The sequence below is a fragment of the Amycolatopsis sp. NPDC114505 genome, assembly GCF_055633615.1.
The window spans coordinates 677308-703972 of sequence record NZ_JBVKDV010000002.1; the positions used below are offsets into that span (position 1 = coordinate 677308).

Genomic DNA, 26665 nt, shown 5'->3' on the forward strand with positions numbered 1-26665 from the left:
CGGTTCCGTGGTTGCCGGGCGCATGACGAACCTGGGGGCGCTGGGCGCCACGGTGGGCACGACCGGGCCGGAGACCGTCACGGTCGCCGCCGAGCTGGAGGAGCTGGGGTACGCCACGCTGTGGCTGCCGGGCGGGCAGGGCAGCAACCTGCCGCTGATCGCCGACGTGATCCACGGGACGGCGAAGATCCCGGTCGCGAGCGGCATCCTGCCGGTCGACCGGGTACCCGCCGCCGACGTCGCCCGTGCGTACGCGGACCTGCCGGCCGGGCGGTTCGTCGTCGGCCTCGGCGGCGCGCACGGCCCGCGTCCGCTGGCCACGCTGAACGACTACCTCGACGAGCTGGACGACACCGTCCCCGCGGCCGACCGCATCCTTTCGGCGCTGGGCCCGAAGATGCTGGAACTCTCGCGGGACCGCGCGTCCGGGGCGTACCCGTTCCTGGTTACGACGGACTACGTCGCTTCGGCGCGCGAGATCCTCGGCGCCGGCAAGCAGCTCGTGGTGCTGCTGAGCGTCGTCCCGGGTACCGACGCCGCCGCGACCCGCGACCGCGCCCGCGAGGGTTCGCTGCGGTTCCTGGCCGGGATGCCGGGCTACGCGAACAACTTCCGCCGGATGGGCTTCACCGACGCCGACATCACGGAGCTCTCCGACCGGCTCGTCGACGGGCTCACCGTGCGCGGCGACCTCGACGCGGTCGTGGCCCGGCTGCGCGAGTACCGGGCGGCGGGCGCGGACCAGGTCGTCGTCCCGGCCGGTGACCTGCCCCGCGAGTGGTGGCCGGCGCTGGCGGAGGCCCTGCGGTGACCACGGCGCGGGCGCGCGGGCTCACGCACGGCGTCCCGGCGGAGGTGTCCCTGCAGGACGCCCTCGCCGCGGTCGCCGATCCCGTGCGCCGCAGCATCCTGCGTGAGCTCGCCGAGGTGCCGGAGTGGACGAAGGCGTGCGGCACGTTCGACCTGCCGGTGGCGAAGGCGACGCTCAGCCACCACTTCGGGGTGCTGCGCGCGGCGGGCCTGATCGAGCAGCGCGACGCGGGCCCGCGGCGGCTGAACCGCTTGCGGCGCCCGGAGTTCGACGCGGCCTTCCCGGGGTTGCTGGACCTGGTGTTCAGTCACCCCGGCCGGTGAAGGCCAGCGTGGTGCCGAGGCCGATCATGACCAGGCCGCCGGTACCGCCGACCATTTCGAGGCGCTTCGGCGAGCGGGCGAACCACGCCCGGGCGGTGCCCGCCACCAGCGCCCACGCGGTGTCGGTGGCCAGCGCGATCGCCGGCAGGCACAGGCCCAGCAGCAGCATCTGGACCGGCACGGACCCGGCTGCCGGGTCGACGAACTGGGGGAGCAGCGCGGCGAGGAACACGATCGACTTCGGGTTCGCGAAGCCGACGACGAACCCGTCGCGCAGCACGGTCAGGACGCGACCGGGCGTGGTCGGCACCTTCGCGGCCATGGCGTCGGACAGCTTCCGCCGGTGCCGGAACGCCTGGATGCCCAGGTACACGAGGTAGATCGCGCCGGCGATCTTGATCGCGGTGAACACCGCGGCCGACGTCGTCACGAGCGCGCCGAGGCCGAACGCGACCGCGACGACCTGCGTGTAGACGCCCACGGAGTTGCCCGCGACGGTGAGCAGCGCGTCGCGGCGGCCGACTGTGAGCGCGCGGCTGATGGTGAAGAGCACGCTCGGGCCGGGGACGACGACCATGAGGAACGTCAGAGCGGCGAAGGCCGCGAAGTGGGCACCGGAGACCATGCCGCGAGCGTAAACGGGCCCCGGCCTGGCGACCAGGCGTTTTTGTCGGTGCCCGGTGGTATCAAAGCCGGGTGCCTCTCGACATCAGCACCCAGCAGCGCCGGGCCCGCCTCGCGGTCCGGCACCACCTGGCCGCGCCCGCGGCCACGGTTTCCGACGTCGTGGCGGGGGTGGTCGCCCTGCACGCCACCGACCCGGCGACGGTCCACCTTTCGGCGTGCGCGCGGCTCGCGTCACCGGGGATCGCCGCCGTGGAACGGGCGTTGTACGAAGACCGCACCCTGCTACGGCTGCTCGGGATGCGCCGCACGGTATTCGTCACCGGACTGGACACCGCGGCGCTCGTGCAGGCCGGCTGTTCCGCGGACATCGAGGTCAAGCAGCGGAAGCTGCTGGAGCAGCACCTGGGGCGGCAGGGCCACCCGGAGAACGTGCCGGAGCCGGGGAAGTGGCTGGCGGACGTCGAAGCGTCGGTCGAGGCGGCGCTGCGGGCCCGCGGCTCGGCGACGGCGCAACAGCTCAGCGAGGACGAGCCGCGGTTGCGGCAGCAGCTGCTGATGGCGGCGGGGAAGCCGTACGAGGCGATCGGGAACGTCACCAGCCGGGTGTTGTTCCTGCTGGCGGCCGGCGGCCGGATCGCGCGCGGTCGGCCGCGGGGGAGCTGGATCAGCACCCAGTACGTCTGGCACCCCCTGGACGAGTGGGTGCCGGGGCTGCCGGTCTGGGACGCGGAGGCGGCGCGGGTGGAACTGGCGCGGCGCTGGCTGCGCGCGTACGGCCCGGCGCCGGTCACGGACCTGCGCTGGTGGACGGGCTGGACCGCGGGCCAGACGAAGAAGGCGCTGGCGGTCCTGGACCCGGTGGAGGTCGACCTCGACGGCGTCGCGGGCGTGGCGTTGCCGGACGACCTCGAGCCGGTGCCGGAGCCGCCGCCGTGGGTGGCGTTCCTGCCGGCGCTCGACCCGACCCCGATGGGCTGGCAGGACCGCGACTGGTTCCTCGGCCCGCACCGGCCGGCGCTGTTCGACCGCAGCGGCAACATCGGCCCGACGGTCTGGCTGGACGGTCGCGTCGTGGGCGGCTGGGCGCAGCGCGCGTCGGGCGAGATCGCGTTCCGGCTGCTGGAGGACGTGGGGAGCGAGGCTTCGGGCCTGGTCGAGGCGGCGGCGGACCGCTGCGCCGGGTGGTACGGCGAGGTCCGGGCGGTGCCGCGGTTCCGGACGCCGCTGGAGCGGGAGCTGACCGGGTGAAGCGGCGAGAGCTGGATCGGTCGAGTCATCGACCTCACGCCCGTCCCGGAGCCGGGCCGGGCCCGCTCCGGATTCGCCATTTCCCGTCTTTCGGCGAGTCGCCATCTGAACCGGTCAAGGCTCCTGTGGTCCATGCTCCGGCCCGAGTCCTCGCACCCCGTGCGGCCAGCCGGAACCGGTTCCACTCGCCGGACCGCCGACCCGGACTGGTCCGCCGTGGTCCGCCCCGGAAACCCCAGCTCGCCCACCCCGGCTTCTTAATCGATTCTTGACCCGTTCGCCAAGTGGTGGAAGTCTCGTCAGGGCAGTCAGGGACGCGCATGCCCGCACGCTAGGGTTGCCGCGAGCCCGCAAGTCACGGCCGGGACTCCCGGCCGATCCTCAGAGGAGTGGCAGCAGTGACCGTTCGCGTAGGTGTCAACGGCTTCGGCCGCATCGGCCGCAACTTCTTCCGCGCCGTGCAGGCCAGCGGCCACGACATCGAGGTCGTCGCCTTCAACGACCTCGGCGACGTCGCCACCATGGCCCACCTGCTGAAGTACGACTCCATCCTGGGCCGGTTCCCGGGTGAGGTCAGCGTCAGCGACGAGGGCATCGTCGTGGACGGCAAGACCATCAAGGCCCTCGCCGAGCGCGACCCGGCCAACCTGCCCTGGGGCGACCTGGGCGTGGACGTCGTCCTCGAGTCGACCGGCTTCTTCACCAACGCCGACGCCGCCAAGGCGCACATCGCCGGCGGGGCGAAGAAGGTCATCATCTCCGCGCCCGCCAAGGGCGAGGACCTGACCGTCGTCCTCGGCGTCAACGACGACAAGTACGACGGCTCGCAGGTCATCATCTCGAACGCCTCCTGCACCACCAACTGCCTCGGCCCGCTGGCCAAGGTCCTCCACGACGCCTTCGGCATCGAGCAGGGCCTGATGACCACGGTCCACGCCTACACGCAGGACCAGAACCTGCAGGACGCCCCGCACAAGGACCTGCGCCGCGCCCGGGCCGCCGCCGTGAACGTCGTCCCGACCTCGACCGGCGCCGCCAAGGCCATCGGCCTCGTCCTGCCGGAGCTGCAGGGCAAGCTGGACGGCTACGCGCTGCGGGTCCCGATCCCGACCGGCTCGGCCACCGACCTCACCGTGACGCTCTCCAAGGCCGCCACGGTCGAGGAGATCAACGCCGCCTACAAGGCCGCCGCCGACGGCCCGCTGGCCGGCATCCTGCGCTACAGCGACGACCCGATCGTCTCCTCGGACATCGTCACCGACCCGGCGTCCTGCATCTACGACGCGCCGCTGACCAAGGTCATCGGCAACCAGGTCAAGGTCGTCGGCTGGTACGACAACGAGTGGGGCTACTCCAACCGCCTCGCCGACCTGGCCAAGCTCATCGGTTCGAAGCTCTCCTGACCCGATGAGCGTCAAGAACCTCGACGACCTGCTGGGCGAGGGCGTTCAGGGCCGGTACGTACTCGTGCGTTCCGACCTGAACGTCCCGCTCGACGGGGACCGCATCACCGACGACGGCCGGGTCCGCGCCGCGCTGCCGACGATCAAGAAGCTCGCCGGCGCGGGCGCGAAGGTCGTCGTCACCGCGCACCTCGGCCGCCCCAAGGGCGAGCCGGACCCGAAGTACAGCCTCGCGCCCGTCGCCAAGCGGCTTTCCGAGCTGCTCGGCGCCGAGGTCGCGCTGGCCGGTGACCTGGTCGGCGAGTCCGCGAAGGCACTGACCGCCGGCCTCGCCGACGGCGGTGTCGTCCTGCTGGAGAACGTGCGTTTCGACGCGCGCGAGACCAGCAAGGACGCCGTGGACCGCTCCGAGCTGGCCGCCGAGCTGGGCGCGCTCGTCCCGGGCGGCGCGTTCGTCTCCGACGGCTTCGGCGTCGTCCACCGCAAGCAGGCCTCGGTCTACGAAGTGGCTTCGGTGCTCCCGGCGTACGCGGGCGGCCTGGTGCTGGCCGAGCTGGACGTGCTGAAGAAGCTGACCGACGACGTGCAGCGGCCCTACGTGGTCGTGCTCGGCGGCGCGAAGGTGTCCGACAAGCTCGGCGTCATCGCGAACCTGCTGACCAAGGTCGACCGGCTGCTCGTCGGCGGCGGCATGGCGTACACCTTCCTCAAGGCCCAGGGCCACGAGGTCGGCCAGTCGCTGCTGCAGGCCGACCAGCTCGACCAGGTGAAGGGCTTCCTCGCCGAGGCGGAGAAGCGCGGCGTCGAACTGGTCCTGCCGGTCGACGTCCTGGCCGCCACCGAGTTCGCGGCCGACGCCGAGCACGAGGTCGTCGACGCCACCGCCATCCCGGCCGACCGCCAGGGTCTCGACATCGGCCCGCGCTCGCGCGAGCTGTTCGCGAGCAAGCTGGCCGACGCCAAGACCGTGTTCTGGAACGGCCCGATGGGCGTGTTCGAGTTCGAGGCGTTCTCCGGTGGCACCCGTGCCGTCGCCGAAGCCCTGGTCAAGAGCGACGCGTTCACCGTCGTCGGCGGCGGCGACTCCGCGGCGGCCGTTCGTCAGCTCGGCCTGCCCGAAGACGGCTTCTCGCACATCTCCACCGGCGGCGGTGCCTCGCTGGAGTACCTCGAAGGCAAGGAACTGCCGGGCGTCGTGGCCCTGGAGGAGAAGAACTAGTGGCACGCAAGCCGTTCATCGCCGGCAACTGGAAGATGAACCTGAACCACCTCGAGGCGATCGCGCTCGTCCAGAAGATCGCCTTCGCGCTGCCGGAGAAGTACTACGCGAAGGTCGACGTGGCGGTGCTGCCGCCGTTCACCGACATCCGCAGCGTGCAGACTCTGGTCGACGGCGACAAGCTGTCGCTCACCTACGGCGCGCAAGACCTCTCGCCGCACGACTCCGGCGCCTACACCGGGGACATCTCGGGCCTGATGCTGGCGAAGCTGGGCTGCAAGTTCGTCGCCGTCGGGCACTCGGAGCGGCGCGAGTACCACGCCGAGACCGACGAGCTGGTCAACAAGAAGGTCAAGGCCGCGCTCAAGCACGGCATCACGCCGATCCTCTGCATCGGGGAGAAGCTCGAGGTCCGCGAGGCCGGCGAGCACATCCACCACACCACGACGCAGCTGATCGACGGCCTGAAGGGCCTCAAGGCCGAGCAGGTCAAGGACGTGGTGGTCGCGTACGAGCCGGTCTGGGCGATCGGCACCGGCAAGGTCGCCTCCTCGGCCGACGCCGAAGAGGTCTGCAAGGCCATCCGGGCCACCCTCCTGGAGAAGTACGGCGACGACGTCGCTTCGTCCGTCCGGGTGCTCTACGGGGGATCGGTGAAGTCGGGCAACATCAGCGAGCTGGTGGGCTGCGAGAACATCGACGGTGCCCTGGTCGGCGGAGCGAGCCTCGACGGCGAGGAGTTCACGAAACTCTGTGCACTCGCCGCAGGCGGGCCGCTGCCCTGATCGAGGCCACGACCGGGTAACCTGTGTATCCGGTCCGTCACACAGCAGTGGACGAGTCCAGGGGTACGGTGGAGGTCGGAAACGACCATGCCGTACCCCTGCATTCTCCTAGAGCCCAGAGGATGACATGAAGCTGTTCCTGCAAATCCTGTTGATCGTCACCAGCGTCTTCCTGGTGGTCGCGGTGCTGCTGCACCGGGGCCGGGGCGGTGGCCTGTCGTCGCTGTTCGGCGGCGGGATGCAGTCCAGCCTGGCCGGGTCGAGCGTGGCCGAGAAGAACCTCGACCGGATCACCCTGCTCCTGGGCGCGGTGTGGCTGATCAGCATCGTGGGCCTGGGTCTGCTGCTCAAGGTGTGAGGCGTCCGGCGCCTCGCCGTCGATCGCGACCGGGTCACGACGGCAGGGCGCAGCGATTCGGCGTGCCTATTGGGGGGCGCGCCGCCGATTCCTAGGTGTGAGGATTCATGGTTGGCGGTAACGCGATTCGAGGCACCCGGGTGGGTGCCGGTCCTACGGGCGAATCCGAGCGAGGTGAATCGGCGCCGCGGCGCCGGGTCGGCTACTGGTGCGCCAACGGCCACGAAGCCCGGCCGTCGTTCGCGCTCGACGCGGAGATCCCCGACGAGTGGGACTGCCCCCGCTGCGGACTCCCGGGCGGGCAGGACGAGAAGAACCCGCCGGCCGCACCGCGGACCGAGCCCTACAAGACCCACCTGGCGTACGTGAAGGAGCGACGCAGCGACGCCGACGGCGAGGCCATCCTGGCCGAAGCCCTCGAGCGCCTGCGCCAGCGCCGGGAGATCATCTAGGCGAAGTAGGCCAAAAGCCACCCCGGGAGCCCTCGGGGTGGCTTTTCGCGCGCCCGGGCGGCGGCCGCCCCCGATTTCCACGCTACCGGCGGGCACCGACAATTCAGCGCCAAGAAAGCCGCGAACGGCTGTTTCCAGACCGCTACGGCCCGGAAACCGCCGTTCGCGGCTCCTACAAATCCGAAATCGTCAGCCCCCGCCGGTAAAATGGATACCGGGGGCCGGAAGGCCGCCCTCAGCGATCCAGCGGGTACCGGGCCCGCACCCGGAACCCGCCGTCCTCCATGCCGGACGTCTCGAAGCTCCCGCCCAGCAGGCGAGCACGCTCCGCCAGCCCCGTCAGCCCGTGCCCGCCCGAGGGCAGCACCTCGCCCGCCCGGCGGGCGCGCTCGTTGCGGACCTCGATCTTGAGTGCTCCGTGCTCACCCTGGATGCGGATCGTCGCCGTCGCGCCCGGGGCGTGTTTGTGGACGTTCGTCAGGCACTCCTGGACCGTGCGGTACGCCGCCGCCGACACCTGGTTCGGCAGGGCCTCCGGCAGGTGCTCCACCGACAGGTGCACCGGGACCTCCGACGTCCGGATCAGCCGGTCGAGGTCGTTGATGCCGGGGCGGGGGCCGTCGTCGTCCGCGCCCGCTCGCAGCACGCTCAGCAACGACCGCAGCTCCTCCAGCGTTCGCTTCGACAGCGTGCGGATGACCTGCGCGGTCTCCTGCGCGTGGTTGTCGGCCGTCTGGGCCTGCAGCGCTCCGGCCTGCATCGCGATCAGCGTGATCTGGTGCGAGACGACGTCGTGCATCTCGCGCGCCAGCCTCGCGCGCTCCTCGGCGCGGACGGCGTCGGCGTGGAAGCGGCGCTCGCGGTCGCGGCTCGTGGCCAGCTCGGCGAGCTTGTTCGAAACCTCGGCCCGCGCTCCGATGAGCAGGCCGATCGCGATCGGCATGCCCGCGACGAGCACGCCGTAGATGCCGTCGAGGATGTGCTCGCGCCAGCTGAGCTCGGCGAAGTCCTCCAGCGGCCACTGCACGAACCGGCAGCACCACACCAGCGCCGCGCCGACCCACACCTGCCAGTGCAGCTGGCGGCGGGTGGCGAGCATGCCGAGCGTGATCATCGACGCGAGCTGCGCCCAGCCGGCCAGGAAGCCGGGGACCGCGACGAGCACGGCGAGGAACGGGAACTTCCGGCGGAACACCACCGCGAGGCACGCGGCGCCGGACAGCCAGATCGAGTAGGGCTGGGCCTTCTCGGGGATCACCAGCCAGACGTCGAGCACGGCCAGGATGACCGCGGCCGCCTCGATGGCGAACGTGACCACGGCGGGCCGGGGCACCGAGCCGAACAGGCTCAGTCCGCGCTTGCGCACCCGCTCGGCGGCCGATGGCCCCGAGCCGGCGATCGAGATGCCTGGAATCGAGAGTCCCTCTGTACTCATCGCTGGCGACCCCATTCGTCTTGTGGACTTGATGGTGAGAGGCGCTCAGGGCCCGATCGGGACGCGCAGCAACGGACAAATGTGCGGATGCTAACGAGGTCGCGTAGAAAGACGGTAAGTTTCACCCGTTGCCGGAGTTCCGGCGTCCGAATTCCGCAGTCGGCTGCTCCGTCCGGGCGAAAGCCGCGGAGGGGCGCTACCGAGAGTGGGAGACCTGCTCCCCATTGTGTACCGGGACGACCACATCGTGGGAATCATGTTACCCACGTGTGGCCGCCCGGCGGTAGGCCGTCACGCCGCCATCGACCTGAGGTCGTCGCTGAGCAGGTCGTGCAGGCCGGTGGCGCACGCCTTCGCCGTCTCGATCGACCGCGGCAGCATCCCGGCCTCGTACGTCCGGACGGCTTCGTCGACGCTCGCCGCGGTCGCCAGCGCGGTGGCGAGCTCGGTGCCGTCCAGCAGGGCCAGGTTCGCGCCGACGCCCAGCGGTGGCATCAGGTGCGCGGCGTCGCCGAGCAGCGTGAGCCCGGGCGTGTGGGTCCAGGCGTGCGGCACCGGGAGGACGTGCAGCGGGCGGTGCGTGAACCCGCCGTCGACGTCGTGCAGGAACCGGAGCAGGCTCGGGTGCCAACCGGCGAAGCGCTCCAGCAGGTGCGCGCGCACCGCCGAGGTGTCGGCGAAGTCGAGGCCGGCCGCCCAGTCTTCGGGCGCGTAGAACATCGCGTAGCAGCGGATGTGGCCGTTGCTGTTGCGCTGGGCGACGAGCGCCTTCCCGTCGATCTTCGTCATCATCGTGCCCTGGCCGGTCAGCGCCGCCAGTGCCGGGTGACGGCGGTCGGCGTCGTCGAGGCCGAGCTCGACGAACGTCACGCCGCTGTACTCGGGCCGGACGCCGGTGAGGGTCCGGCGGACGCGGGACCACGCGCCGTCCGCGCCGACGACCAGGTCGAAGTCCGCCGCGCTGCCGTCGCCGAACGTCATGCGGCCGGGGGCGACCTCGGTGATCGGGCGCCCCCAGCGGACGGTGCCGGGGGAGAGTGACTCGAGGAGGAGCCCGCGGAGCTGGCCGCGGTCGATCTCGGGACGGAAGTCGTCGCCCTCATCGGGGACCTCGTCCATGACGACTTCGGCGCTCAGCGGGTCGAGCGCGCGCATCTGCTGGCCTTCGGGACGGGCGAGCCGGCGGAACCCGTCGTGCAGGCCGGCGGTGCGGAGGGCGACCTGGCCGGTGTCGCCGTGCAGGTCGAGCGTGCCGCCCTGGGCCCGGGCGCCAGCCGAGGCCTCCTGTTCGAAGACGGTGACGTCGAGGCCGTGGAGCTGGAGGACGCGGGCACAGGCGAGTCCGCCCAGGCCGGCGCCGACGATGGCGATGGAGTTCATGACTTCCCCCTGGAAGTTCGGTGCCCCCGGTTCGTCCGGCGGCCTGAAGCCAGAAAAGCACAGTGACACAAAAAGTGCAACGACTAAACTTTTGAAGTGAGTCCACCATCACGTAGGCTGCGGGCATGACCGAAGTGATCGGGCGCCGCGAGCGCAAGAAGGCGCAGACCCGCCAGGCGCTGGCCGACGCCGCGCTGGAGCTGTTCCTCGAACGCGGTTACGACGAGGTCGGGGTCAAGGACGTCGCGGACGCCGCCGACGTCTCGGTGACGACGCTGTTCAAGTACTTCCCCAGCAAGGAAGCGCTGCTGTTCGACCAGGACGACGACATCGAGGCGGCCCTGGTCGAAGCGGTGCGCGGCCGCCCACCGGGCCACACGATCGTGGACGCCCTGCGCGAGCACATGCTGCGCGACAGCGCCGACGGCGGCCCGAGCCCCGAATTCTTCCGGCTGATCGAGAGCACCCCGGTGCTGCGCGACTACGGCCGCCGCATGTGGATGCGCCACGAGACGGCGCTGGCCCGAGCGATCGCCGAGGAGATGAACGCACCCGAGGGTGACGTCTCGTGCGCGTCCCTGGCGCGGTTCGCGCTGGCGTCGCGAGAGCTGATCGTGGGCGCGGAGAACCCGAGAAGGGCCGCGGAGGAGATCTTCGGCAACCTGGGCCGCGGCTGGCGGGTGAAGTAGCCCGAAAACGACGGAGGCCCCCTGCCGGAGCAGGGGGCCTCCAAAAACCGGCTCAAGCCGTGGGCGGCTGGTACACCTTCGTCAGCTTCCCAGCGGCCGCGCGGTCCAGCAGCCACAACGTCCGCCGGTGCCCGCGGGCTCCGGCCACCGGCAGCTGGACCTCGCCGGCGCCGGACAACGCCAGCGCCACCGCGTCCGCCTTCGCCTCGCCGGCGGTCATCAGCCAGATGTCGCGAGCCTGGCGGATCGCCGGCAGTGTCAGCGAAATCCGCGTCGGCGGGGGCTTGGGGCAGTTGCGCACCGCCACCACCGAACGCTCGGTCTCGTACACCGCCGGCGACTCCGGGAACACCGACGCGGTGTGCCCTTCGCCGCCGAGACCCAGCAGCATGATGTCGAACGACGGCACGTCGCCGTGGTCCTCCGGCCCCGCGTTCGACGCCAGCACGTCCGCGTACGCCGCGGCGGCCGCGTCCACGTCGTCGCCGAACTCGCCGTCCGACGGCGCCATCGCGTAGATCCGCTTCGGGTCCAGCGGCACGTGGTCCAGCAGCGCTTCGCGGGCCTGCTTCTCGTTCCGCTCGTCCGAGTCCGCCGGGACGAACCGCTCGTCGCCCCAGTAGATGTCCAAGCGGGACCAGTCGATCGCGTCCCGGGCCGACGACGCCCGCAGCTCCGACAGCACCGCGATCCCGGTGCCGCCGCCGGTGAGCACCAGCGACGCCGAGCCCTTGGCCGCCTGGACGTCCACCAGCCGCGTGACCAGCCGGGCGGCCGCCGCGGCCGCCAGCAGGTCCTGGTTCGCGTAGACGACGACCTCGGTCTTGCTCATTTCTTGGCCTTCGCCGAAGCCGGCGCCTTCGAAGGTGCCGAAGCGGCCGCCGCGGCCGGAGACGTGACATCGGCCTTCGCCGGCGCCCCCGTCTTGCCGTTGGTGCCGGACGTGATCTTGCCCAGGCCGTGCAGCGCCGCCTCGTAGACCTCGTCCGGGTCGAGCCGCCGCAGCTCCTCGATCAGGCAGTCCTGGGTGCTGCGCCGCTGCAGGGCGATCCGCCGGGTCGGCTGGCCCGGCTGGGTCAGCGTGCCGACGCGGCCGTCCGGCCGGTGCAGCTCCACCGCGCCCGAACGCCGGTCCAGCGTCACCGAGATGATCCCGGCCGCACCCGAGCTCTTGACCCGCTTGACCGGCACCTTCAGGTACTCGGCCAGCCACGCGGCCAGCAGCTCGGTCGACGGCGAGTCGGCCTCGCCGGTCACCGTCGCGCCGCTGATCTTCTCGTACGGCGGCAGGTCCAGCGCGGAGACGAGCTGGGCTCGCCAGTGCGTCAGCCGCGTCCAGGCCAGGTCGGTGTCGCCGGCCGTGTAGGCCTTGGCCCGCGTGGTCAGCGCCTTGACCGGGCTCTTCTCCGCGGCCGAGTCGGTGATCCGGCGCTGGGCCAGCTCACCGAGCGGGTCCTTGTCCGGGTCCTTCGGGCCGGCGCTGGGCCACCAGGTGACGATCGGCGCGTCCGGCAGCAGCAGCGGCACGACCGCGCTCTGGCCCTGCGCGGCCAGCGGGCCGTACAGGCGCAGCACGATGACCTCGCTCGCGCCGGCGTCGCCGCCGACCCGGATCTGGCCGTCGATGCGCGGAGCCGCCGTGCGGGCGCCCTTGGCGACCACGATCACCCGCGACGGGTGCTCGCGGCTCGCGCCGTTGGCCGCCTCGATCGCCTCCTCGAGCTTGGAGTCGTCGTCGGCGACGATCACCAGCGTCAGTACCCGGCCGAGCGCGACTTGCCCGCCCTGTTCGCGGATCTCCACCAGCTTCTTGTTCAACGCCGAAGTCGTGGTGGACGGCAGGTCGATGATCACGGGCGCCTCCATTTGCGGCCGGTGCGCTCCAGCATTTCGTCGGCGGACGGCGGGCCCCAGGTGCCCGGCGGGTACTGCTCCGGCGACCCTTCCTTGGCCCAGTTCTCCAGGATCGGGTCGAGGATCTTCCAGGAGAGCTCGACCTCTTCGTTCACCGGGAACAGCGACGGCTCGCCGAGCAGGACGTCGAGGATCAGGCGTTCGTAGGCCTCGGGGGAGGACTCGGTGAACGCGTGCCCGTAGCCGAAGTCCATCGTGACGTCGCGGACCTCCATCGTGGTCCCCGGCACCTTCGAGCCGAACCGCAGCGTGATGCCCTCGTCCGGCTGCACGCGGATGACCAGGGCGTTCTGCCCCAGCTCCTCGGTCGACGTCGAGTCGAACGGCAAGTGCGGCGCCCGCTTGAACACGACGGCGATCTCGGTGACGCGGCGGCCGAGCCGCTTGCCGGTGCGCAGGTAGAACGGCACCCCGGCCCAGCGGCGGCTCTGCACTTCGAGCGTCACGGCCGCGTAGGTTTCGGTCTTCGAGTCCTTCGCGAAGCCCTCTTCCTGCAGCAGGCCGGGCACCTTCGTACCGCCCTGCCAGCCGCCCGCGTACTGGCCGCGCGCGGTCGTCTTGTCCAGCGGCTCCAGGGGCTTGGTGCCCGAGAGCACCTTGATCTTCTCCGCGCGCAGGGCCCGCGGGTCGAACGACAGCGGCTCCTCCATCGCGGTGAAGGCCAGCAGCTGCAGCAGGTGGTTCTGGATGACGTCGCGAGCGGCGCCGATGCCGTCGTAGTACCCCGCGCGGCCGCCGAGGCCGATGTCCTCGGCCATGGTGATCTGCACGTGGTCGACGTAGTTGGCGTTCCAGATCGGCTCGAACAGCTGGTTCGCGAAGCGCAGCGCCAGGATGTTCTGCACCGTCTCCTTGCCGAGGTAGTGGTCGATGCGGAACACCGACTCCTCGGGGAAGACGTCGTTGACGATCGCGTTCAGCTCTTCGGCGCTCTTGAGGTCGTGGCCGAACGGCTTCTCGATGACGACGCGGCGCCAGGTGTTCTCGTCCGCGTTGGCCAGCCCGGAACGGGCCAGCTGCTTGGTCACCACCGGGAACGCGCCGGGCGGGATCGACAGGTAGAACGCCGTGTTGCCGCCGGTGCCGCGTTCCTTGTCGAGGTCCTTGACCGTCTGCGCGAGCCGGTCGAAGGCGTCGTCGTCGTCGAAGGTGCCCTGCACGAACCGGATGCCTTCGGCGAGCCGGTTCCACACCGACTCCTTGAACGGCGTCCGTGCGTGCGCCTTGACCGAGTCGTGCACGAGCTCGCCGAAGTCCTGGTGCTCCCAGTCGCGCCGGGCGAACCCGACGAGCGAGAAGCCGGCGGGCAGCAGCCCGCGGTTGGCCAGGTCGTAGATGGCGGGCATCAGCTTCTTGCGGGCCAGGTCGCCGGTGACCCCGAAGATCACCAGGCTGGACGGCCCGGCGATGCGCGGGAGCCGCTTGTCCCGCGGATCGCGAAGGGGATTGGTCCAGGTCATGCGCCGACCTCCTGTACCGCGCGGACGACGGCCGCGAGGCCCGCGGCCCGGTCGGTCAGGTGCAGGCGCAGCACCGGGCGGCCGTGCTCGGCGAGCACCTGCCCGTCGCCCAGTGCCTGCGCGTGCTGCAGCTGCCCCAGGGTGTAGGGCCGGTCCGGCACGTCGAGGTCCTGCTCGACGGCGCCGGTGAGCTGCAGGAACACGCCGTTCTGGTGCCCGCCCTTGTGGTACTGGCCGGTGGAGTGCAGGAACCGCGGTCCCCAGCCGAACGTCGTCTGCAGGCCGGTCCGCTTCGCGATTTCCCCGCGCAGCAGCTCGGTCGACGCGTCTTCGAGGCGGTCCAGGTAAGCCTGCACCGCGATGTAACCCTTGTCCGGCGCCGAAGCGAAGAACGCGCGGAGCACGTCGGTCAGGCTGCCGTCGGTGGACACCCCGTCGCTGCCGAAGATCTCGACCGGTCCGTCCACATTGGACGCCGTTTCGCCGCCCTTCAGCTTCTCCGGGTCGTCCAGCAGCGCGCGCGCCGCCTTCTTCGCGGCTTCGACGTCGGGCTGGTCGAACGGGTTGATCCCGAGCAGCCGGCCGGCGAGCGCCGTCGCGAACTCCCAGAGCAGCATCTGCGCGCCGAGCGAGCCGGTGACGGCGATCTTCGCCGCCCCCTTCGGGCTGCCGATGGCGACCGGGGTGGCGTCGGACTTCGCGTCGGCGAAGCCGGGCGCCTCGGTGCCTTCGACGGCGACCGGCAGCAACCCGGTGCCCTGCTTGCCGGTGGACTCCGCGATCAGCTGCTCGGCCCAGTCGGGGAAGCCCTTGATGCCGGAGCCGGAGTCGGCCAGCACGAGCTTCTCCGCGCCCGCTTCGTGCGCGGCGGCCCACGCGGCGGCCAGCTTGACCGCCGGGTTGGCCGCGTCGTCGGCGCCGAGCTCTTCGGCCACCGAAGCGGCCTGGTCGAGCAGCCGGGCGACGTCCGCGCCGGCGAGGCCGGCCGGGACGAGCCCGAACGCGGTCAGCGCCGAGTAGCGGCCGCCGACGTGCGGGTCGGCGAGGAAGGTCTTGCGGTAACCCTCCTTTTCGGACAGTTCCTGGAACGGCGAGCCCGGGTCGGTGACGACCACGATCCGCCGGGCCGCGTCGATCCCCGCGTCGGTGAACGCCTTCGCGAAGATCCGCCGGTGGCTGTCGGTCTCGACGGTGCCGCCCGACTTCGACGACACCACGATCACCGTGCGCTCGAGGTCACCGGCCAGCGCGTCGGCGACCTGGCCGGGATCGGTGGTGTCGAGCACGGTCAGCGCGACGCCGTCGGTGGCGGTGATCACCTCCGGCGCCAGCGACGAGCCGCCCATGCCGGCCAGCACCACGCGGTCGACGCCCTCGGACCGCAGTTCGGTCCGCAGCGCCTCGATCTCGCCGATCAGCGGCCGGGACGACTTGTGCAGCGTCGTCCACGACAGCCGGATCGACGCCTCGGATTCGGCGTCCGGCCCCCACAGCGTGGCGTCCTTGGCCGCCAGCTTCGACGCGGCCTGGTCGGCGACCAGTCGCTCGGCCAGCGGCGCGGCGCGCTCCGCCAGTTCGGCGTCCACGATCTCGACGCCGGTCTTTTCGCCTGTCGTCATTCGTGCTTCAGCCCTTCGCCTTTTCGAGCTGGCCGTTCACGGTCTCGAGCAGTTCCGTCCAGGACTTCTCGAACTTCTCGACGCCCTCGTTCTCCAGGACGACGAACACGTCCGGGATGTCGATGCCCACGGCGGAGAGCTTGTCGAAGACCTCCTGCGCCTCGGCGCCGCGGCCGGAGACCTGGTCACCGGTGATCTCGGCGTGCTCGGCGACCGCGTCCATGGTCTTCTCCGGCATCGTGTTGACGGTGTCCTTCACCACGAGCTGGTCGACGTAGAGCGTGGGGGAGTAGTCCGGGTTCTTGACGCCGGTGGAGGCCCAGAGGGGGCGCTGCGCGTTCGCGCCGTCGGCCGCGAGGGCCTTCCAGCGGTCCGTGGCCGACAGCTCCTCGAAGGCCGCGTAGGCGAGCCGGGCATTGGCGACGGCCGCCTTGCCGCGCAGGGCCAGCGCCTCGTCCGAGCCGATGGCCTCCAGGCGCTTGTCGATCTCGGTGTCCACACGGGACACGAAGAACGACGCCACCGAGTGGATGCCGCGCAGGTCGTGGCCGTTGGCCTTCGCCTGCTCCAGACCGGCGAAGTAGGCCTCGATGACCTTCTTGTAGCGCTCGACGGAGAAGATCAGCGTGACGTTGACGCTGATGCCCTCGGCGAGCGTGCGGGTGATCGCCGGCAGGCCCTCTTCGGTGGCCGGGATCTTGATCAGCGTGTTCGGCCGGTCGACGGTCTTCCACAGGTCCTGGGCCTCGGCCACCGTCTTGTCGGTGTCCTTGGCCAGGCGCGGGTCGACCTCGATCGACACGCGGCCGTCGACGCCGTTCGTGGCGGTGTAGACGTCGCGGAACAGGTCCGCGGCGTTGCGCACGTCGGTCGTGGTCAGGTCGCGGATGGTCGCCTCGACGTCGGCGCCCTGGGCGGCGAGCTCCTTCGTCCGCTCGTCGTAGGCGTCACCCTTGGACATCGCGTTGGCGAAGATCGTCGGGTTGGTCGTCACGCCGACGACGTGCTTGTCGCGGATCAGGCTCGCGAGGTTGCCGGTGGTCAGGCGTTCGCGCGAGAGGTCGTCCAGCCAGATCGAAACACCGGCCGCGGACAGCTGCGCGAGCTTGTCGTTGCTCATCTATGTCCCTCTCAGTTCTTGGTGTTGGCGATCGAGCGGCGGGCCGCGTCGACGACTGCCTCCGTGGTGAAACCGAACTCACGGAACAGTGTGGCGGCATCGGCGGAGGCGCCGAAGTGCTCGATCGAAACGTTCACCCCGGCGTCACCGGTGAAGCGGTGCCACGACTGGGCGATGCCCGCCTCGACGGACACGCGCGCCTTCACACCGGCCGGGATGACGGATTCGCGGTAGGCCGCGTCCTGCGCGTCGAACCACTCGACGCACGGCATCGAGACGACGCGCGCCTTGACGCCGTCGGCCTCGAGGACCTTCTTCGCCTCGACGGCGAGCTGGACCTCGGAGCCGGTGCCGATCAGCACGACGTCCGGCGTGCCGTCCGAATCAGCGAGCACGTACCCGCCCTTGGCGACGCCTTCGGCGCTGGTGCCCTCGAGCACCGGCACGTTCTGGCGGGTGAGCGCCAGGCCGGACGGGTGGTGGATGTCCTCCAGCACGGCCTTCCACGCGTACGCGGTCTCGTTGGCGTCGGCCGGGCGGACGACGTTGAGGCCCGGGATCGCGCGCAGCGCAGAGAGCTGCTCGATCGGCTGGTGCGTCGGCCCGTCCTCGCCGAGGCCGATCGAGTCGTGCGTCCAGACGTAGGTGACCGGCGCCTTCATCAGCGCGGCCAGCCGGACCGGCGGGCGCATGTAGTCGGAGAAGATCAGGAACGTCGCGCCGTACGGGCGGGTGCCGCCGTGCAGCGCGATCCCGTTGAGGATCGAGCCCATGGCGTGCTCGCGGATGCCGAAGTGCAGCGTCCGGCCGTACGGGCTGGTCTTCCACATGTCCGTGGAAGCCTTCTCCGGGCCGAACGAGTCGGCGCCCTTCATCGTGGTGTTGTTGCTCTCGGCCAGGTCGGCCGAGCCGCCCCACAGCTCCGGCAGCGGCTCGGCGAGCGCGTTGAGCACCTCACCGGAGGCCTTGCGGGTGGCGACGCCCTTGGCGTCCGGCTCCCACTTCGGGAGGTTGTCGGCGAAGCCCTCGGGCAGGGTGCGGGTGGACATCCGGTCCGCGAGCTTCTTGCGCTCCGGGTTGGCCTTGCCCCACGCCTCGAACTTCTCGGCCCACTCGGCGTGCGCGGCCTTGCCGCGGTCGAGCGCCTGGCGGGTGTGCTTGATCACGTCGTCCTCGACCTGGAACGACTGCTCCGGGTCGAAGCCGAGGATCTTCTTGACCGCGGCGACCTCTTCGGCGCCCAGCGCGGCGCCGTGCGCCTTGCCGGTGCCCATCTTTTTCGGGGCCGGGTAGCCGATCACGGTCTTCACCGCGATGAACGACGGGCGGCCGGTCTCGGCCTTCGCGTTCTTGATGGCCTCTTCGATCGCGACGACGTCCTCGCCACCCTCGACGACCTGGGTGTGCCACCCGTAGGCCTCGTAGCGCGCGACCGTGTCCTCCGAAAGGGCGATGTTCGTGTCGTCCTCGATGGAGATCTTGTTGTCGTCCCAGAAGACGATCAGGTTCCCCAGCTCCTGGCGGCCGGCGATCGACGACGCCTCGGCCGTGACGCCCTCTTCGATGTCGCCGTCGGAGGCGATGGCGTAGACGAAGTGGTCGAAGATGCTCTCGCCGGGCGCGGTGTCCGGGTCCAGCAGGCCGCGCTCGCGGCGGGCGGCCATCGCCATGCCCACGGCGTTCGCCAGGCCCTGCCCGAGCGGGCCGGTGGTGGTCTCGACGCCGTCGGTGTGGCGGTACTCCGGGTGCCCCGGGGTCTTCGAGCCCCACTTGCGCAGCTGCTTGAGGTCCTCGAGCTCGAGGCCGTAGCCGGCGAGGTACAGCTGGATGTAGAGCGTCAGGCTCGAGTGCCCGGCCGACAGCACGAAGCGGTCGCGGCCCGGCCAGTTCTGGTCGTTCGGGTCGTGCCGCAGCGTGCGCTGGAACAGCGTGTAGGCGAGCGGGGCCAGGCTCATCGCGGTACCGGGGTGGCCGCTGCCACAGTTCTCGACCGCGTCCGCGGCGAGCACCCGGACGGTGTCCACGGCGCGGGTGTCGGTGTCGGTCCAGTCGGCGGGGACGTTACGCCGGAGGAGTGGGTTGTTCTCGCTGGTAGGGGCGGTTTCGGACACTGAACTCCAACTCCCGGTCATGATGGTTGCGGCTGGTCTTCCTCGTTCCGGTTACCCGTGCGCACGGACATCTATCTCAATCGATCCCGAAGGGACGATATTCCTGCTCGCGGCCGTGCGCAGGGGCAATCGCGGCCCGACCCGGCCAGCCTAGTGCTTGGACCCGTTCCAGACCCGCGATCACCCACGGGATTCACCACGTCTAACATCGTTCGAGGGTTCAGACCGGCGGTTTTCAGCGGCACCACACGCCTCCGGTCCTCGGGCCCGCCCCGAACCTGACACAGGGAGTGAAATGTCGTTGGTGAACGCTGCGCACGGACGCAGTGACGACACCAGCGCCGTGCACCCGACCGGTGAGCGACCGCACGGTGACCGGCGAAGCGTGCGCCAGGTCGTCGGCGCCTACGCCGCGCTCGCGAAGCCGCGGGTGATCGAGCTCCTCCTGGTGACCACCATCCCGGCGATGTTCCTCGCCGGCCGTCAGATCCCCTCGCCGTGGCTGGTACTGGCCACGCTGGTCGGCGGGACGATGGCCGCGGGCAGCGCGAACGCGCTCAACTGCGTGATCGACGCGGACATCGACAAGGTGATGAACCGCACGAAGCGCCGTCCGCTGGTGAAGGACTCGGTGCCGCGGCGCGGCGCGCTGATCTTCGGCCTGGTCATGGGCGTCGCCTCGGCCGTGGTGCTCTACTTCACGGTCAACATGCTGTCGGCGATCCTCGCCGTCGCGACGATCCTCTTCTACATCTTCGTCTACACGCTCGGGCTGAAGCGGCGCACGTCGCAGAACGTGGTCTGGGGCGGCGCGGCGGGCTGCATGCCGGTCGTCATCGGCTGGGCGGCCGTCACCGGCACCGTGCAGTGGCCGGCGTTCGTGATGTTCGGCGTCATCTTCTTCTGGACACCGCCGCACACGTGGGCGCTGGGCATGAAGTACCGCGACGACTACGAGCGCGCGGGCGTCCCGATGCTCCCGGTCGTGGCCACGGCCGAGCACGTCGCCAAGCAGATCGTCATCTATTCGTGGGTGATGGTGGGCTGGACGCTGCTGCTGCTCCCGGTGACGTCGTGGCTGTACGGCTCGTTCGCGATCCTCGCGGGCGGCTGGTTCCTCTTCTACGCGCACAGCCTGCAAGCCGCGGTGCGGCGTGGTGAAGAGACGAAGCCGATGTCGCTGTTCCACCGGTCGAACACGTACCTGATGATCGTGTTCGTGGCGCTGGCGGTCGACTCGGCCATCGGCCTGCCCACCCTCGGCCTGCCGTTCTGAGCCCGGCGGAGTTCTTCGCCGACATCATCGAGTCGGGCACCGTCCTCGGGGCCGACCACACGTGGTCACCCGAGCGGGTGGCTTCGCTGCTGGGCGACGACTACGGCGACAACCCTTCGAAGCACACGCTGGGGCGCGACCACGGCCTGGCCGAGTTCTTCTGGCAGCGTCCCGGTCCCGGGCACCCGTGGGTGGGGACCCACTTCTCGGTCCAGGCCCACCGGCTCCGGTACCGCGACCCCGAGATGATCAACCGCCTGGTCCGCGATCGCTACGGCCCGTTCGCCGGCCCGGTGCCGTTCGCCGAAGTCAGCGCGCTGCTCGCCGAGCGCGGCGTGCGGCTGGACGAGGTGCCGTACCCGTCGGACCCGGACGAGCTGCGCACGTACCGGCAGCCGGACGCGGGGATCCTGGTCTTCGTGGTCGCGGGCTCGTACTACGGGCAGGCCGGCGACCTCTACAGCGTCTCGAGCTCGAGCAAGCCGTGATGCCGCGCCTCGGCAAGGACCGGGTCGTGGCCGTGCTGGCGGCGGTCGTGGTCCTCGGCCTCCTGGCGTTCCTCGGCCGCGGGAAGGTGTCGCTCGACACGAACTCGCTCCTGGGCACCGCCTGCGCGATTCCGTCGCGGATCACGGCAGTTCCCGGCCCGGCCCCGGACGGCGGCGTAGTGCGGGTCGCCGAACAGGGACCGGACGCGGCTGTGGTGGAGAACACGAGCACCTTGGCTGCTTACCGGATCCCGGTGACGTCGGGCTCCCGGACGGTGGAAGTGCCGCTGCTGCTGCCGGGGGAGCGGATCGGCATCGCCCTGGACCGGCCCGAGCCGGGCCCGGCGACGTGGCTGCCCCCGGAGTCCCTCGGCGGCTTCACCCCGGTGACGGCGACGGTCGTCCCAGGCGGAGTCCGCTACCACTCGGCGAACTGCCGAGCGCTGACCAGCCAAGGCGCGGCGGTCCTCCACCGCGACCCGGCCGGCCGGCTCACCGGAGCGGAGTCACTGCCGGCGGCGAGCGTGTCGTGCGCGGTGGGGGAGAAGGTGCTGCCGGTCGTCGTCGCTGCAGGCAGCGAGGTCTACCCGTACTGCGCCCTCGGGCCGGAATGATCGCGCCGCCGGGGTCGTTAGACTTGACCGGCTCTTTTCCTTGAGGCGAAAGCAGGATCCTCTTGTCCGTGTCCTCGGACGGCTTCACCGCCGAGCTCGCCCGCGAGCAGGCCTACGTCACCACCCTCTACGCGAAGCTCGACGCCGAACGCGTCGAGGCCCAGCGGCGCCTCGACGAGACCCTCCGCCAGACCGGCGGCACCCCGCAGGCCCGCACCGAACGCGACGTCGCCACCACCCTCTACACCGACCGGCTCGCCCAGCTCGGCTCCGTCGAGCAGGGGCTGGCCTTCGGGCGGCTCGACTTCGTCCCCAGCAACGCCGAGGAGACCACCTACATCGGCCGGCTCGGGCTGTTCGACGAAGACGACGACTACCGGCCGCTGCTCGTCGACTGGCGGGCGCCCGTCGCGCGGCCCTTCTACCTCGCCACCGCCGCGTCGCCCGACGGCGTGCGGCGGCGCCGGCACCTGCGGTCGCTGACCCGCAAGGTCACCGGCTTCGACGACGAGATCCTCGACCTCACCGCCGCCGACCAGGGCCAGGACCTCGGCCTGGCCGGCGAGGCCGCGCTGCTCGCCGCGCTCGAGCAGCGGCGCACCGGTGAGATGAGCGACATCGTCGCCACCATCCAGGCCGAGCAGGACCGCATCATCCGCGCCCCGCTGGGCGGTGTCATGGTCGTGCAGGGCGGCCCCGGCACCGGCAAGACCGCCGTCGCGCTGCACCGCGCGGCCTACCTCCTCTACACGCACCGCCAGCAGCTCACCACCCGCGGCGTGCTCGTCGTCGGGCCGAACAGCACGTTCCTGCGCTACATCGGCCAGGTGCTGCCGTCGCTCGGCGAGACCGGCGTGCTGCTCGCCACCGTCGGGCAGCTCTACCCGGGCCTGGACGCCGACGGCGTCGAGGCGCGCGAAACGACCGAGGTCAAGGGCCGGCTGGTCATGGCCGAGGTGCTCGCCAACGCCGTGCGCGACCGCCAGCGCGTGCCCGAACCGGTCATGGAGATCGAGTACGAGCACGACGTGCTGCGGCTGGACCGCAAGACCTGCACCGACGCCCGCACCCGCGCCCGCCGCTCGCGGCGTCCGCACAACCCGGCGCGGCGCCTGTTCGTCTCCGACGTCCTCGACGCGCTGACCCGCCAGGCCGCCCGCAAGCTGGGGGACGACCTCCTCGACGGGCAGGACCTCCAGGACATCCGCGCCGAGCTGGCCGCGGACGAAAACATCGCCGCGGCCCTGAACTCCCTCTGGCCGGTCCTGTCTCCGGAAGGCGTGCTCGACGACCTGTTCGCCGACCGCGAACGCCTCTCCAGCGCGGCGCGGAAGCTGCTGTCGGACGAGGACCGGGCGCTGCTGGAGAGCGGCCGGGAGGCAAAGTGGACGCCGGCCGACGTGCCGCTGCTCGACGAGCTGGCCGAGCTGATCGGCGTCGACGACACCGAGGCCCGCGTCGAGCGCAAACGCCGTGAGCGCGAGGACCGCGCTTACGCCGAGGGCGTGCTCGACATCCTCGAACAGGACGAGGAGATCATCGACGAGGAGATGCTGCGCGTCTCCGACGTCCTCGACGCCGAGCTGTTCGCCGAGCGCCAGGTGGAGCGCAGCGAGCTGACCGCCGCCCAGCGCGCCGCGCAGGACCGGACCTGGACGTTCGGGCACGTGATCGTCGACGAGGCCCAGGAGCTCTCGGCGATGGACTGGCGGCTGCTCATGCGCCGCTCGCCGAACCGCTCGATGACGCTGGTCGGCGACGTCGCGCAGACCGGCGCGGCCGGCGGCGCGCGGTCGTGGGGCGAGGCGCTGTCGCCGTACGTCGCGGACCGGTGGCGGCTCGAGCAGCTGACCGTGAACTACCGCACGCCCGCGGAGATCATGGCGGTCGCGGCCCGCGTGCTCGCGGAGGTCGACCCGGCGTTGTCGGCGCCGTCTTCGGTGCGGGAGACCGGGGTGGCGCCGTGGTCGGTGCGGCCTTCGTCCTTGGCCTCGGAGCTGCCCGGGCTGGTCGAGCGTGAACTGTCCGAAGTGGACGGTGGCACGGTCGCGGTCCTGGTGCCCGCGGCCCGGTTCGACGAGGTGTCGTCGTGGCTTTCGGAGCACGACGAGCGGCTGAGCGTGCTGACGGTCGAGCGGGCGAAGGGCCTGGAGTTCGACTCGGTGGTGCTGGTCGCGCCCGACGAGGTCGTGGCGGGCTCGCCGCGGGGGCTCAACGACCTGTACGTGGCCCTGACGCGCGCTACCCGGCGGCTCGGCGTGGTCGCCACGGGTGACGACGTCCCGGCACTCTCCGTGCTTGGCTAGGGTGCCCGGCATGCAGAAGATCGGGAAGATCGTGGTCGCCGCCGCGGCGGCGCTGTCGCTGGCCGCGTGCGGCCAGGACGCCAAGACCCAGACGGCGGCCCCGGCGGGCCCGTCCGTCCCGTCGTCGGACGCCGCGCAGGCGACCCAGAGCAAGGGCCGCGAGTGCACCGCGGACGACATCAAGACGACGGGGAAGTTCGGCGAGAAGCCGGAGATCACCATCCCGGACGACTGCGACCCGCCGAAGAAGCTGATCACCAAGGACCTGTCCGAGGGCACCGGCACCGGCGCGAAGGCCGGCCAGCAGCTCCAGATGAACTACCACCTGGTGACGTGGTCGGACAAGCAGGTGCTGGACAGCTCGTTCGGCCAGAAGCCGTTCGACCTGACCCTCGGCGCGGGCGAGGTCATCCCGGGCTGGGACAAGGGCCTGGAGGGCATCAAGCAGGGCGGCCGCCGCCTGCTGATCATCCCGCCGGACCTCGCGTACGGCGAGGGCGGCCGCGGCATCAAGCCGAACGAGACGCTGGTCTTCGTCACCGACGCGGTGACGGTGCCGGGCAACCAGGGCTGAGTCTCCTGGACACCCACCGCGGCCGCGTCCGCGAATGGCACGTCGAAGACGGCTGGGGGGTCGTCGAAGCACCGGGCTTCGACGACCCCGTCTGGGTGCACTACTCGATGGTCGAGGCCCCGCCGCACGCGTTCCGGCAGCTGACCGTGGGCGCCGACGTCGAGTTCACCGCCGAGCGCGCCGAGCAGGACGGCTTCCACTGGCGCGCGGTGTGGGTCAAGGAATGAGCAGCAGCTTGCCGGTGGTCCGTCGGCCCTGAAGGTCCTCGTGCGCCTTCCGGGCGTCGGCCAGGGGGTACTTTCCGCCGATGCGGACGGTGAGGTCGCCCGCGAGGATCGCGTCGAACAGCTCCTTCGACCGCCAGTCGATCTCCTCGCGGCTGCGCGTGTAGTGCGCCGACGTCGGGCGGGTCAGGTACAGCGAGCCGCCGGAGTTGAGGCGCTGCGGGTCGATCGGCGGGACCGGGCCGCTGGACGCGCCGAACAGCGCCAGCAGGCCGCGGACCTTGAGGCTGGCCAGGCTGCCGTCGAACGTGTCCTTGCCGACGCCGTCGTACACGACGTCGACGCCGTCGCCGCCGGTCAGCTCGCGGGTGATCTTCGCGAAGTCGTCGCGGTCGTAGCGGATCACCTCGTCGGCGCCGGCTTCGCGGGCGAGCTTCTCCTTCTCCTCGGTCGACACCGTGCCGATGACGCGCGCGCCGCGCGCCTTCGCCAGCTGCACCAGCAGCAGGCCGACGCCACCCGCGGCCGCGTGCACCAGCACGTCGTGGCCCGCCTTGACCTCGAACGTCGAGGCGACCAGGTAGTGCGCCGTCATGCCCTGCAGCATGGTCGCGGCGGCCGTCTCGAGAGAGACACCTTCGGGTACCTTCACGGCGATCTCCGCCGGCACGATCTTGCGCGCGGCGTAGCTGCCGAGGGAGCCCTGCCAGGCGACGCGGTCACCGGCCTCGAACCCGGTGCCGGGCGCGGCCTCGACGACCGTGCCCGCGCCCTCGAGGCCGAGCACGAACGGCAGGTCGATCGGGTAGATGCCCTGGCGCTGGTAGGTGTCGATGTAGTTGACGCCGGCCGCGGCGACGTCGACCAGCAGTTCGCCGGCCTCCGGGGCGCGGACGTCCACTTCGGCCGCTTCGAGCACTTCCGGGCCGCCGGTCTTCGTCACCTGCACTGCGGTGGGCATGCGTCCTCCTGGGGTCGGGTTCCTCCCAGGCACAACTATGGCCGACGCCACGCTGTTCCGCGTTCCGGCGGCCGGTTGGGTACGGTTCGGGACGTGGAAGAGACTGTTTCGCCCACCAGCGCGCAGCTGGGCGCGGCCCGCAAGTTCGTGAAGGCGCACGGCAAGCCGTCCCGCGCGGTGGTGGAGAACATCGGCCGCGCGGGCGCCCGCGTGGTGCTGATCGGAGCCGACGGCGCGCTCGGTGACGTCGTGGTCCCCAGCGTCGAGACGGGCTCGGCCCTGATCGAGGCGGTCGAGGACCTCGCACCGGCAACGTGGGACGCGGAGACGGTGAAGGCCACGAAGATCGGCCCGGAGCACCGCCGCAAGATGGCGGGCCGGTGAAGCGCACAGCAATCCTGGTCGGCTGCGCAGAGCTCCCCTCGGGCGACGGCGACGACGACGCGGTGGTGCCGGCCCTGGAGTCACTGGGATTCTCGGTGTCGTGGGCGGCATGGGACTCTCCGGCCGATTTCTCCTCGGCGGACGCGGTGATCCTCCGCGCGACGTGGGATTATCCTTCGCGGCGTCCGGAGTTCCTCGCGTGGTGCGAGTCGGTCCCATCGCTGTACAACCCGGCGGCGGTGGTCCGGTGGAACACGGACAAGTCGTACCTCGCGGAGCTGCTCGACGCGGGTGTCGCGGTGGTCCCGACAACGCTGGTTTCTCCGGGCGACACGGCTCGTTTTCCATCGTCGGACTTCGTGGTGAAGCCCTCGGTGGGCGCGGGTTCCCGTGGGGCGGCCCGGTTCGCGGCCGGAGCGGACGCTTCGGCGCACGTGGCTTCTTTGCACGCCGACGGCCACACGGCGCTGATCCAGCCGTATCAGTCCAGTGTGGACACTTCTGGTGAGCTGGCTTTGGTTTACCTGGGCGGGTTCTACTCGCACGCGTTCACCAAGGGTGCGATGCTGGGGTCCGAAATGGATTCGTCGGGGCTGTACCTTTCCGAATCGTTGGCCGCGGCCTCCCCGCCTGCTGATGCTGTGGCTTTGGCGGAGGACGTGCTGGACGCGGCTTCGGCGTTGCTGGGGATCCTGCGGGCCGAGCTGTTGTACGCGCGGGTGGATGTGGTGCGGGGTTCGGATGGGAAGCCGTTGTTGCTGGAGCTGGAGCTGACGGAGCCGTCGTTGGGGTTCCGCCAGACGGATCCGTCGGCGGCGCTGCGGTTCGCCTCGGCGGTGCGGCAGCAGCTGGCGTAGTCACCGGGACGTTCGCACGGCCGCCAG

General features: G+C 71.1%; 27 protein-coding genes. 17 read left to right on the forward strand and 10 right to left on the reverse strand.

Going from position 1 to position 26665, the window contains the following annotated elements; translation table 11 throughout:
- Positions 1 to 22 precede the first annotated feature (22 nt).
- Together ACZ7OU_RS21235 and ACZ7OU_RS21240 are read left to right on the forward strand one after the other, a co-directional pair.
- A complete protein-coding gene (locus tag ACZ7OU_RS21235; protein ID WP_470256334.1) occupies positions 23 to 811 on the forward strand; it encodes a TIGR03620 family F420-dependent LLM class oxidoreductase in 789 nt (262 codons plus the stop codon).
- Positions 808 to 1134, forward strand: a complete 327-nt coding sequence (locus tag ACZ7OU_RS21240) for an ArsR/SmtB family transcription factor (protein ID WP_470238360.1) — start codon at positions 808 to 810, stop codon at positions 1132 to 1134. The genes ACZ7OU_RS21235 and ACZ7OU_RS21240 overlap by 4 nt, the downstream gene beginning before the upstream one ends.
- Here the strand turns inward: ACZ7OU_RS21240 and ACZ7OU_RS21245 are convergent.
- Complete coding sequence (locus tag ACZ7OU_RS21245; protein WP_470238359.1) at positions 1115 to 1759, reverse strand: LysE family translocator; 645 nt, start codon at positions 1757 to 1759, stop codon at positions 1115 to 1117. The two genes, ACZ7OU_RS21240 and ACZ7OU_RS21245, sit on opposite strands and share 20 nt — an antisense overlap.
- A 71-nt stretch (positions 1760 to 1830) precedes the next feature.
- Between ACZ7OU_RS21245 and ACZ7OU_RS21250 the strand changes: the two genes are divergently transcribed.
- The 6 genes from ACZ7OU_RS21250 (at position 1831) to ACZ7OU_RS21275 (ending at position 7226) form a co-directional block, all read left to right on the forward strand.
- Positions 1831 to 3009, forward strand: coding sequence for a winged helix DNA-binding domain-containing protein (locus ACZ7OU_RS21250; protein WP_470238358.1), 1179 nt, complete (start codon positions 1831 to 1833; stop codon positions 3007 to 3009).
- 398 nt (positions 3010 to 3407) lie between these two features.
- Complete coding sequence (gene gap / locus ACZ7OU_RS21255) at positions 3408 to 4412, forward strand: type I glyceraldehyde-3-phosphate dehydrogenase (protein WP_155542488.1); 1005 nt, start codon at positions 3408 to 3410, stop codon at positions 4410 to 4412.
- A gap of 4 nt (positions 4413 to 4416) precedes the next feature.
- On the forward strand, positions 4417 to 5631 hold the full coding sequence (locus ACZ7OU_RS21260) for a phosphoglycerate kinase (protein WP_470238357.1): 1215 nt from the start codon (positions 4417 to 4419) through the stop codon (positions 5629 to 5631).
- A complete protein-coding gene (tpiA, locus tag ACZ7OU_RS21265; RefSeq protein WP_470238356.1) occupies positions 5631 to 6416 on the forward strand; it encodes a triose-phosphate isomerase in 786 nt (261 codons plus the stop codon). The genes ACZ7OU_RS21260 and tpiA overlap by 1 nt, the downstream gene beginning before the upstream one ends.
- A gap of 127 nt (positions 6417 to 6543) precedes the next feature.
- Entirely contained in the window at positions 6544 to 6774 is a 231-nt protein-coding gene (gene secG, locus ACZ7OU_RS21270; RefSeq protein ID WP_086845181.1) for a preprotein translocase subunit SecG, read from the forward strand.
- Positions 6775 to 6881: 107 nt separating this feature from the next.
- Positions 6882 to 7226 (forward strand): RNA polymerase-binding protein RbpA, encoded by a 345-nt coding sequence (locus tag ACZ7OU_RS21275; RefSeq protein WP_086671261.1) that lies wholly within the window; start codon positions 6882 to 6884, stop codon positions 7224 to 7226.
- Between the two features lie 235 nt (positions 7227 to 7461).
- Here ACZ7OU_RS21275 and ACZ7OU_RS21280 read toward each other — a convergent pair whose 3' ends face one another.
- Positions 7462 to 8661 (reverse strand): sensor histidine kinase, encoded by a 1200-nt coding sequence (locus tag ACZ7OU_RS21280; protein ID WP_470238355.1) that lies wholly within the window; start codon positions 8659 to 8661, stop codon positions 7462 to 7464.
- Positions 8662 to 8952: 291 nt separating this feature from the next.
- Positions 8953 to 10041, reverse strand: coding sequence for an FAD-dependent oxidoreductase (locus tag ACZ7OU_RS21285; RefSeq protein WP_470256335.1), 1089 nt, complete (start codon positions 10039 to 10041; stop codon positions 8953 to 8955).
- Positions 10042 to 10166: 125 nt separating this feature from the next.
- On the opposite strand from ACZ7OU_RS21285, the gene ACZ7OU_RS21290 reads away from it, so the two are divergent.
- Complete coding sequence (locus ACZ7OU_RS21290; protein ID WP_470256336.1) at positions 10167 to 10730, forward strand: TetR/AcrR family transcriptional regulator; 564 nt, start codon at positions 10167 to 10169, stop codon at positions 10728 to 10730.
- Positions 10731 to 10782: 52 nt separating this feature from the next.
- Here ACZ7OU_RS21290 and pgl read toward each other — a convergent pair whose 3' ends face one another.
- The 6 genes from pgl to tkt are packed head-to-tail and all read right to left on the reverse strand — an operon-like array spanning position 10783 to position 18954.
- The gene (gene pgl, locus ACZ7OU_RS21295; protein ID WP_470238352.1) at positions 10783 to 11562 is read right to left on the reverse strand and encodes a 6-phosphogluconolactonase; all 780 of its coding nucleotides are present in this window, start codon (positions 11560 to 11562) and stop codon (positions 10783 to 10785) included.
- Positions 11559 to 12584 (reverse strand): glucose-6-phosphate dehydrogenase assembly protein OpcA, encoded by a 1026-nt coding sequence (gene opcA / locus ACZ7OU_RS21300; RefSeq protein ID WP_470256337.1) that lies wholly within the window; start codon positions 12582 to 12584, stop codon positions 11559 to 11561. The genes pgl and opcA overlap by 4 nt, the downstream gene beginning before the upstream one ends.
- Positions 12581 to 14104, reverse strand: a complete 1524-nt coding sequence (gene zwf / locus ACZ7OU_RS21305) for a glucose-6-phosphate dehydrogenase (RefSeq protein WP_470238350.1) — start codon at positions 14102 to 14104, stop codon at positions 12581 to 12583. Before zwf ends, opcA begins: the two co-directional genes overlap by 4 nt.
- Positions 14101 to 15723, reverse strand: coding sequence for a glucose-6-phosphate isomerase (locus ACZ7OU_RS21310; protein WP_470256338.1), 1623 nt, complete (start codon positions 15721 to 15723; stop codon positions 14101 to 14103). Before ACZ7OU_RS21310 ends, zwf begins: the two co-directional genes overlap by 4 nt.
- Before the next feature lie 7 nt (positions 15724 to 15730).
- Complete coding sequence (tal, locus tag ACZ7OU_RS21315) at positions 15731 to 16843, reverse strand: transaldolase (protein WP_470238348.1); 1113 nt, start codon at positions 16841 to 16843, stop codon at positions 15731 to 15733.
- 11 nt (positions 16844 to 16854) lie between these two features.
- Entirely contained in the window at positions 16855 to 18954 is a 2100-nt protein-coding gene (gene tkt, locus ACZ7OU_RS21320; RefSeq protein WP_470256339.1) for a transketolase, read from the reverse strand.
- 295 nt (positions 18955 to 19249) lie between these two features.
- On the opposite strand from tkt, the gene ACZ7OU_RS21325 reads away from it, so the two are divergent.
- From ACZ7OU_RS21325 to ACZ7OU_RS21350, 6 genes are all read left to right on the forward strand, one after another.
- The gene (locus ACZ7OU_RS21325; protein ID WP_470256340.1) at positions 19250 to 20230 is read left to right on the forward strand and encodes a heme o synthase; all 981 of its coding nucleotides are present in this window, start codon (positions 19250 to 19252) and stop codon (positions 20228 to 20230) included.
- A 77-nt stretch (positions 20231 to 20307) separates the two neighbouring features.
- Positions 20308 to 20718 carry a hypothetical protein gene (locus ACZ7OU_RS21330; protein WP_470256341.1) on the forward strand — a complete coding sequence of 137 codons (411 nt, stop codon included), beginning with the start codon at positions 20308 to 20310 and terminating at the stop codon, positions 20716 to 20718.
- Positions 20718 to 21332: a hypothetical protein gene (locus ACZ7OU_RS21335; protein ID WP_470256342.1), complete on the forward strand. Its 615-nt coding sequence runs from the start codon at positions 20718 to 20720 to the stop codon at positions 21330 to 21332. The genes ACZ7OU_RS21330 and ACZ7OU_RS21335 overlap by 1 nt, the downstream gene beginning before the upstream one ends.
- Positions 21333 to 21394: 62 nt before the next feature.
- Positions 21395 to 23638 (forward strand): HelD family protein, encoded by a 2244-nt coding sequence (locus ACZ7OU_RS21340; RefSeq protein ID WP_470256343.1) that lies wholly within the window; start codon positions 21395 to 21397, stop codon positions 23636 to 23638.
- A gap of 10 nt (positions 23639 to 23648) precedes the next feature.
- Positions 23649 to 24212: an FKBP-type peptidyl-prolyl cis-trans isomerase gene (locus ACZ7OU_RS21345; RefSeq protein WP_470256344.1), complete on the forward strand. Its 564-nt coding sequence runs from the start codon at positions 23649 to 23651 to the stop codon at positions 24210 to 24212.
- 95 nt (positions 24213 to 24307) lie between these two features.
- On the forward strand, positions 24308 to 24439 hold the full coding sequence (locus ACZ7OU_RS21350; RefSeq protein ID WP_470256345.1) for a hypothetical protein: 132 nt from the start codon (positions 24308 to 24310) through the stop codon (positions 24437 to 24439).
- On the opposite strand, the gene ACZ7OU_RS21355 is transcribed toward ACZ7OU_RS21350, so the two are convergent.
- Complete coding sequence (locus ACZ7OU_RS21355; RefSeq protein ID WP_470256346.1) at positions 24429 to 25397, reverse strand: quinone oxidoreductase family protein; 969 nt, start codon at positions 25395 to 25397, stop codon at positions 24429 to 24431. The two genes, ACZ7OU_RS21350 and ACZ7OU_RS21355, sit on opposite strands and share 11 nt — an antisense overlap.
- A gap of 93 nt (positions 25398 to 25490) precedes the next feature.
- Between ACZ7OU_RS21355 and ACZ7OU_RS21360 the strand changes: the two genes are divergently transcribed.
- Positions 25491 to 25781 carry a hypothetical protein gene (locus ACZ7OU_RS21360; protein ID WP_470256347.1) on the forward strand — a complete coding sequence of 97 codons (291 nt, stop codon included), beginning with the start codon at positions 25491 to 25493 and terminating at the stop codon, positions 25779 to 25781.
- Positions 25778 to 26638, forward strand: a complete 861-nt coding sequence (locus ACZ7OU_RS21365) for an ATP-grasp domain-containing protein (protein ID WP_470256348.1) — start codon at positions 25778 to 25780, stop codon at positions 26636 to 26638. The genes ACZ7OU_RS21360 and ACZ7OU_RS21365 overlap by 4 nt, the downstream gene beginning before the upstream one ends.
- The last annotated feature ends 27 nt before the right edge of the window (positions 26639 to 26665 follow it).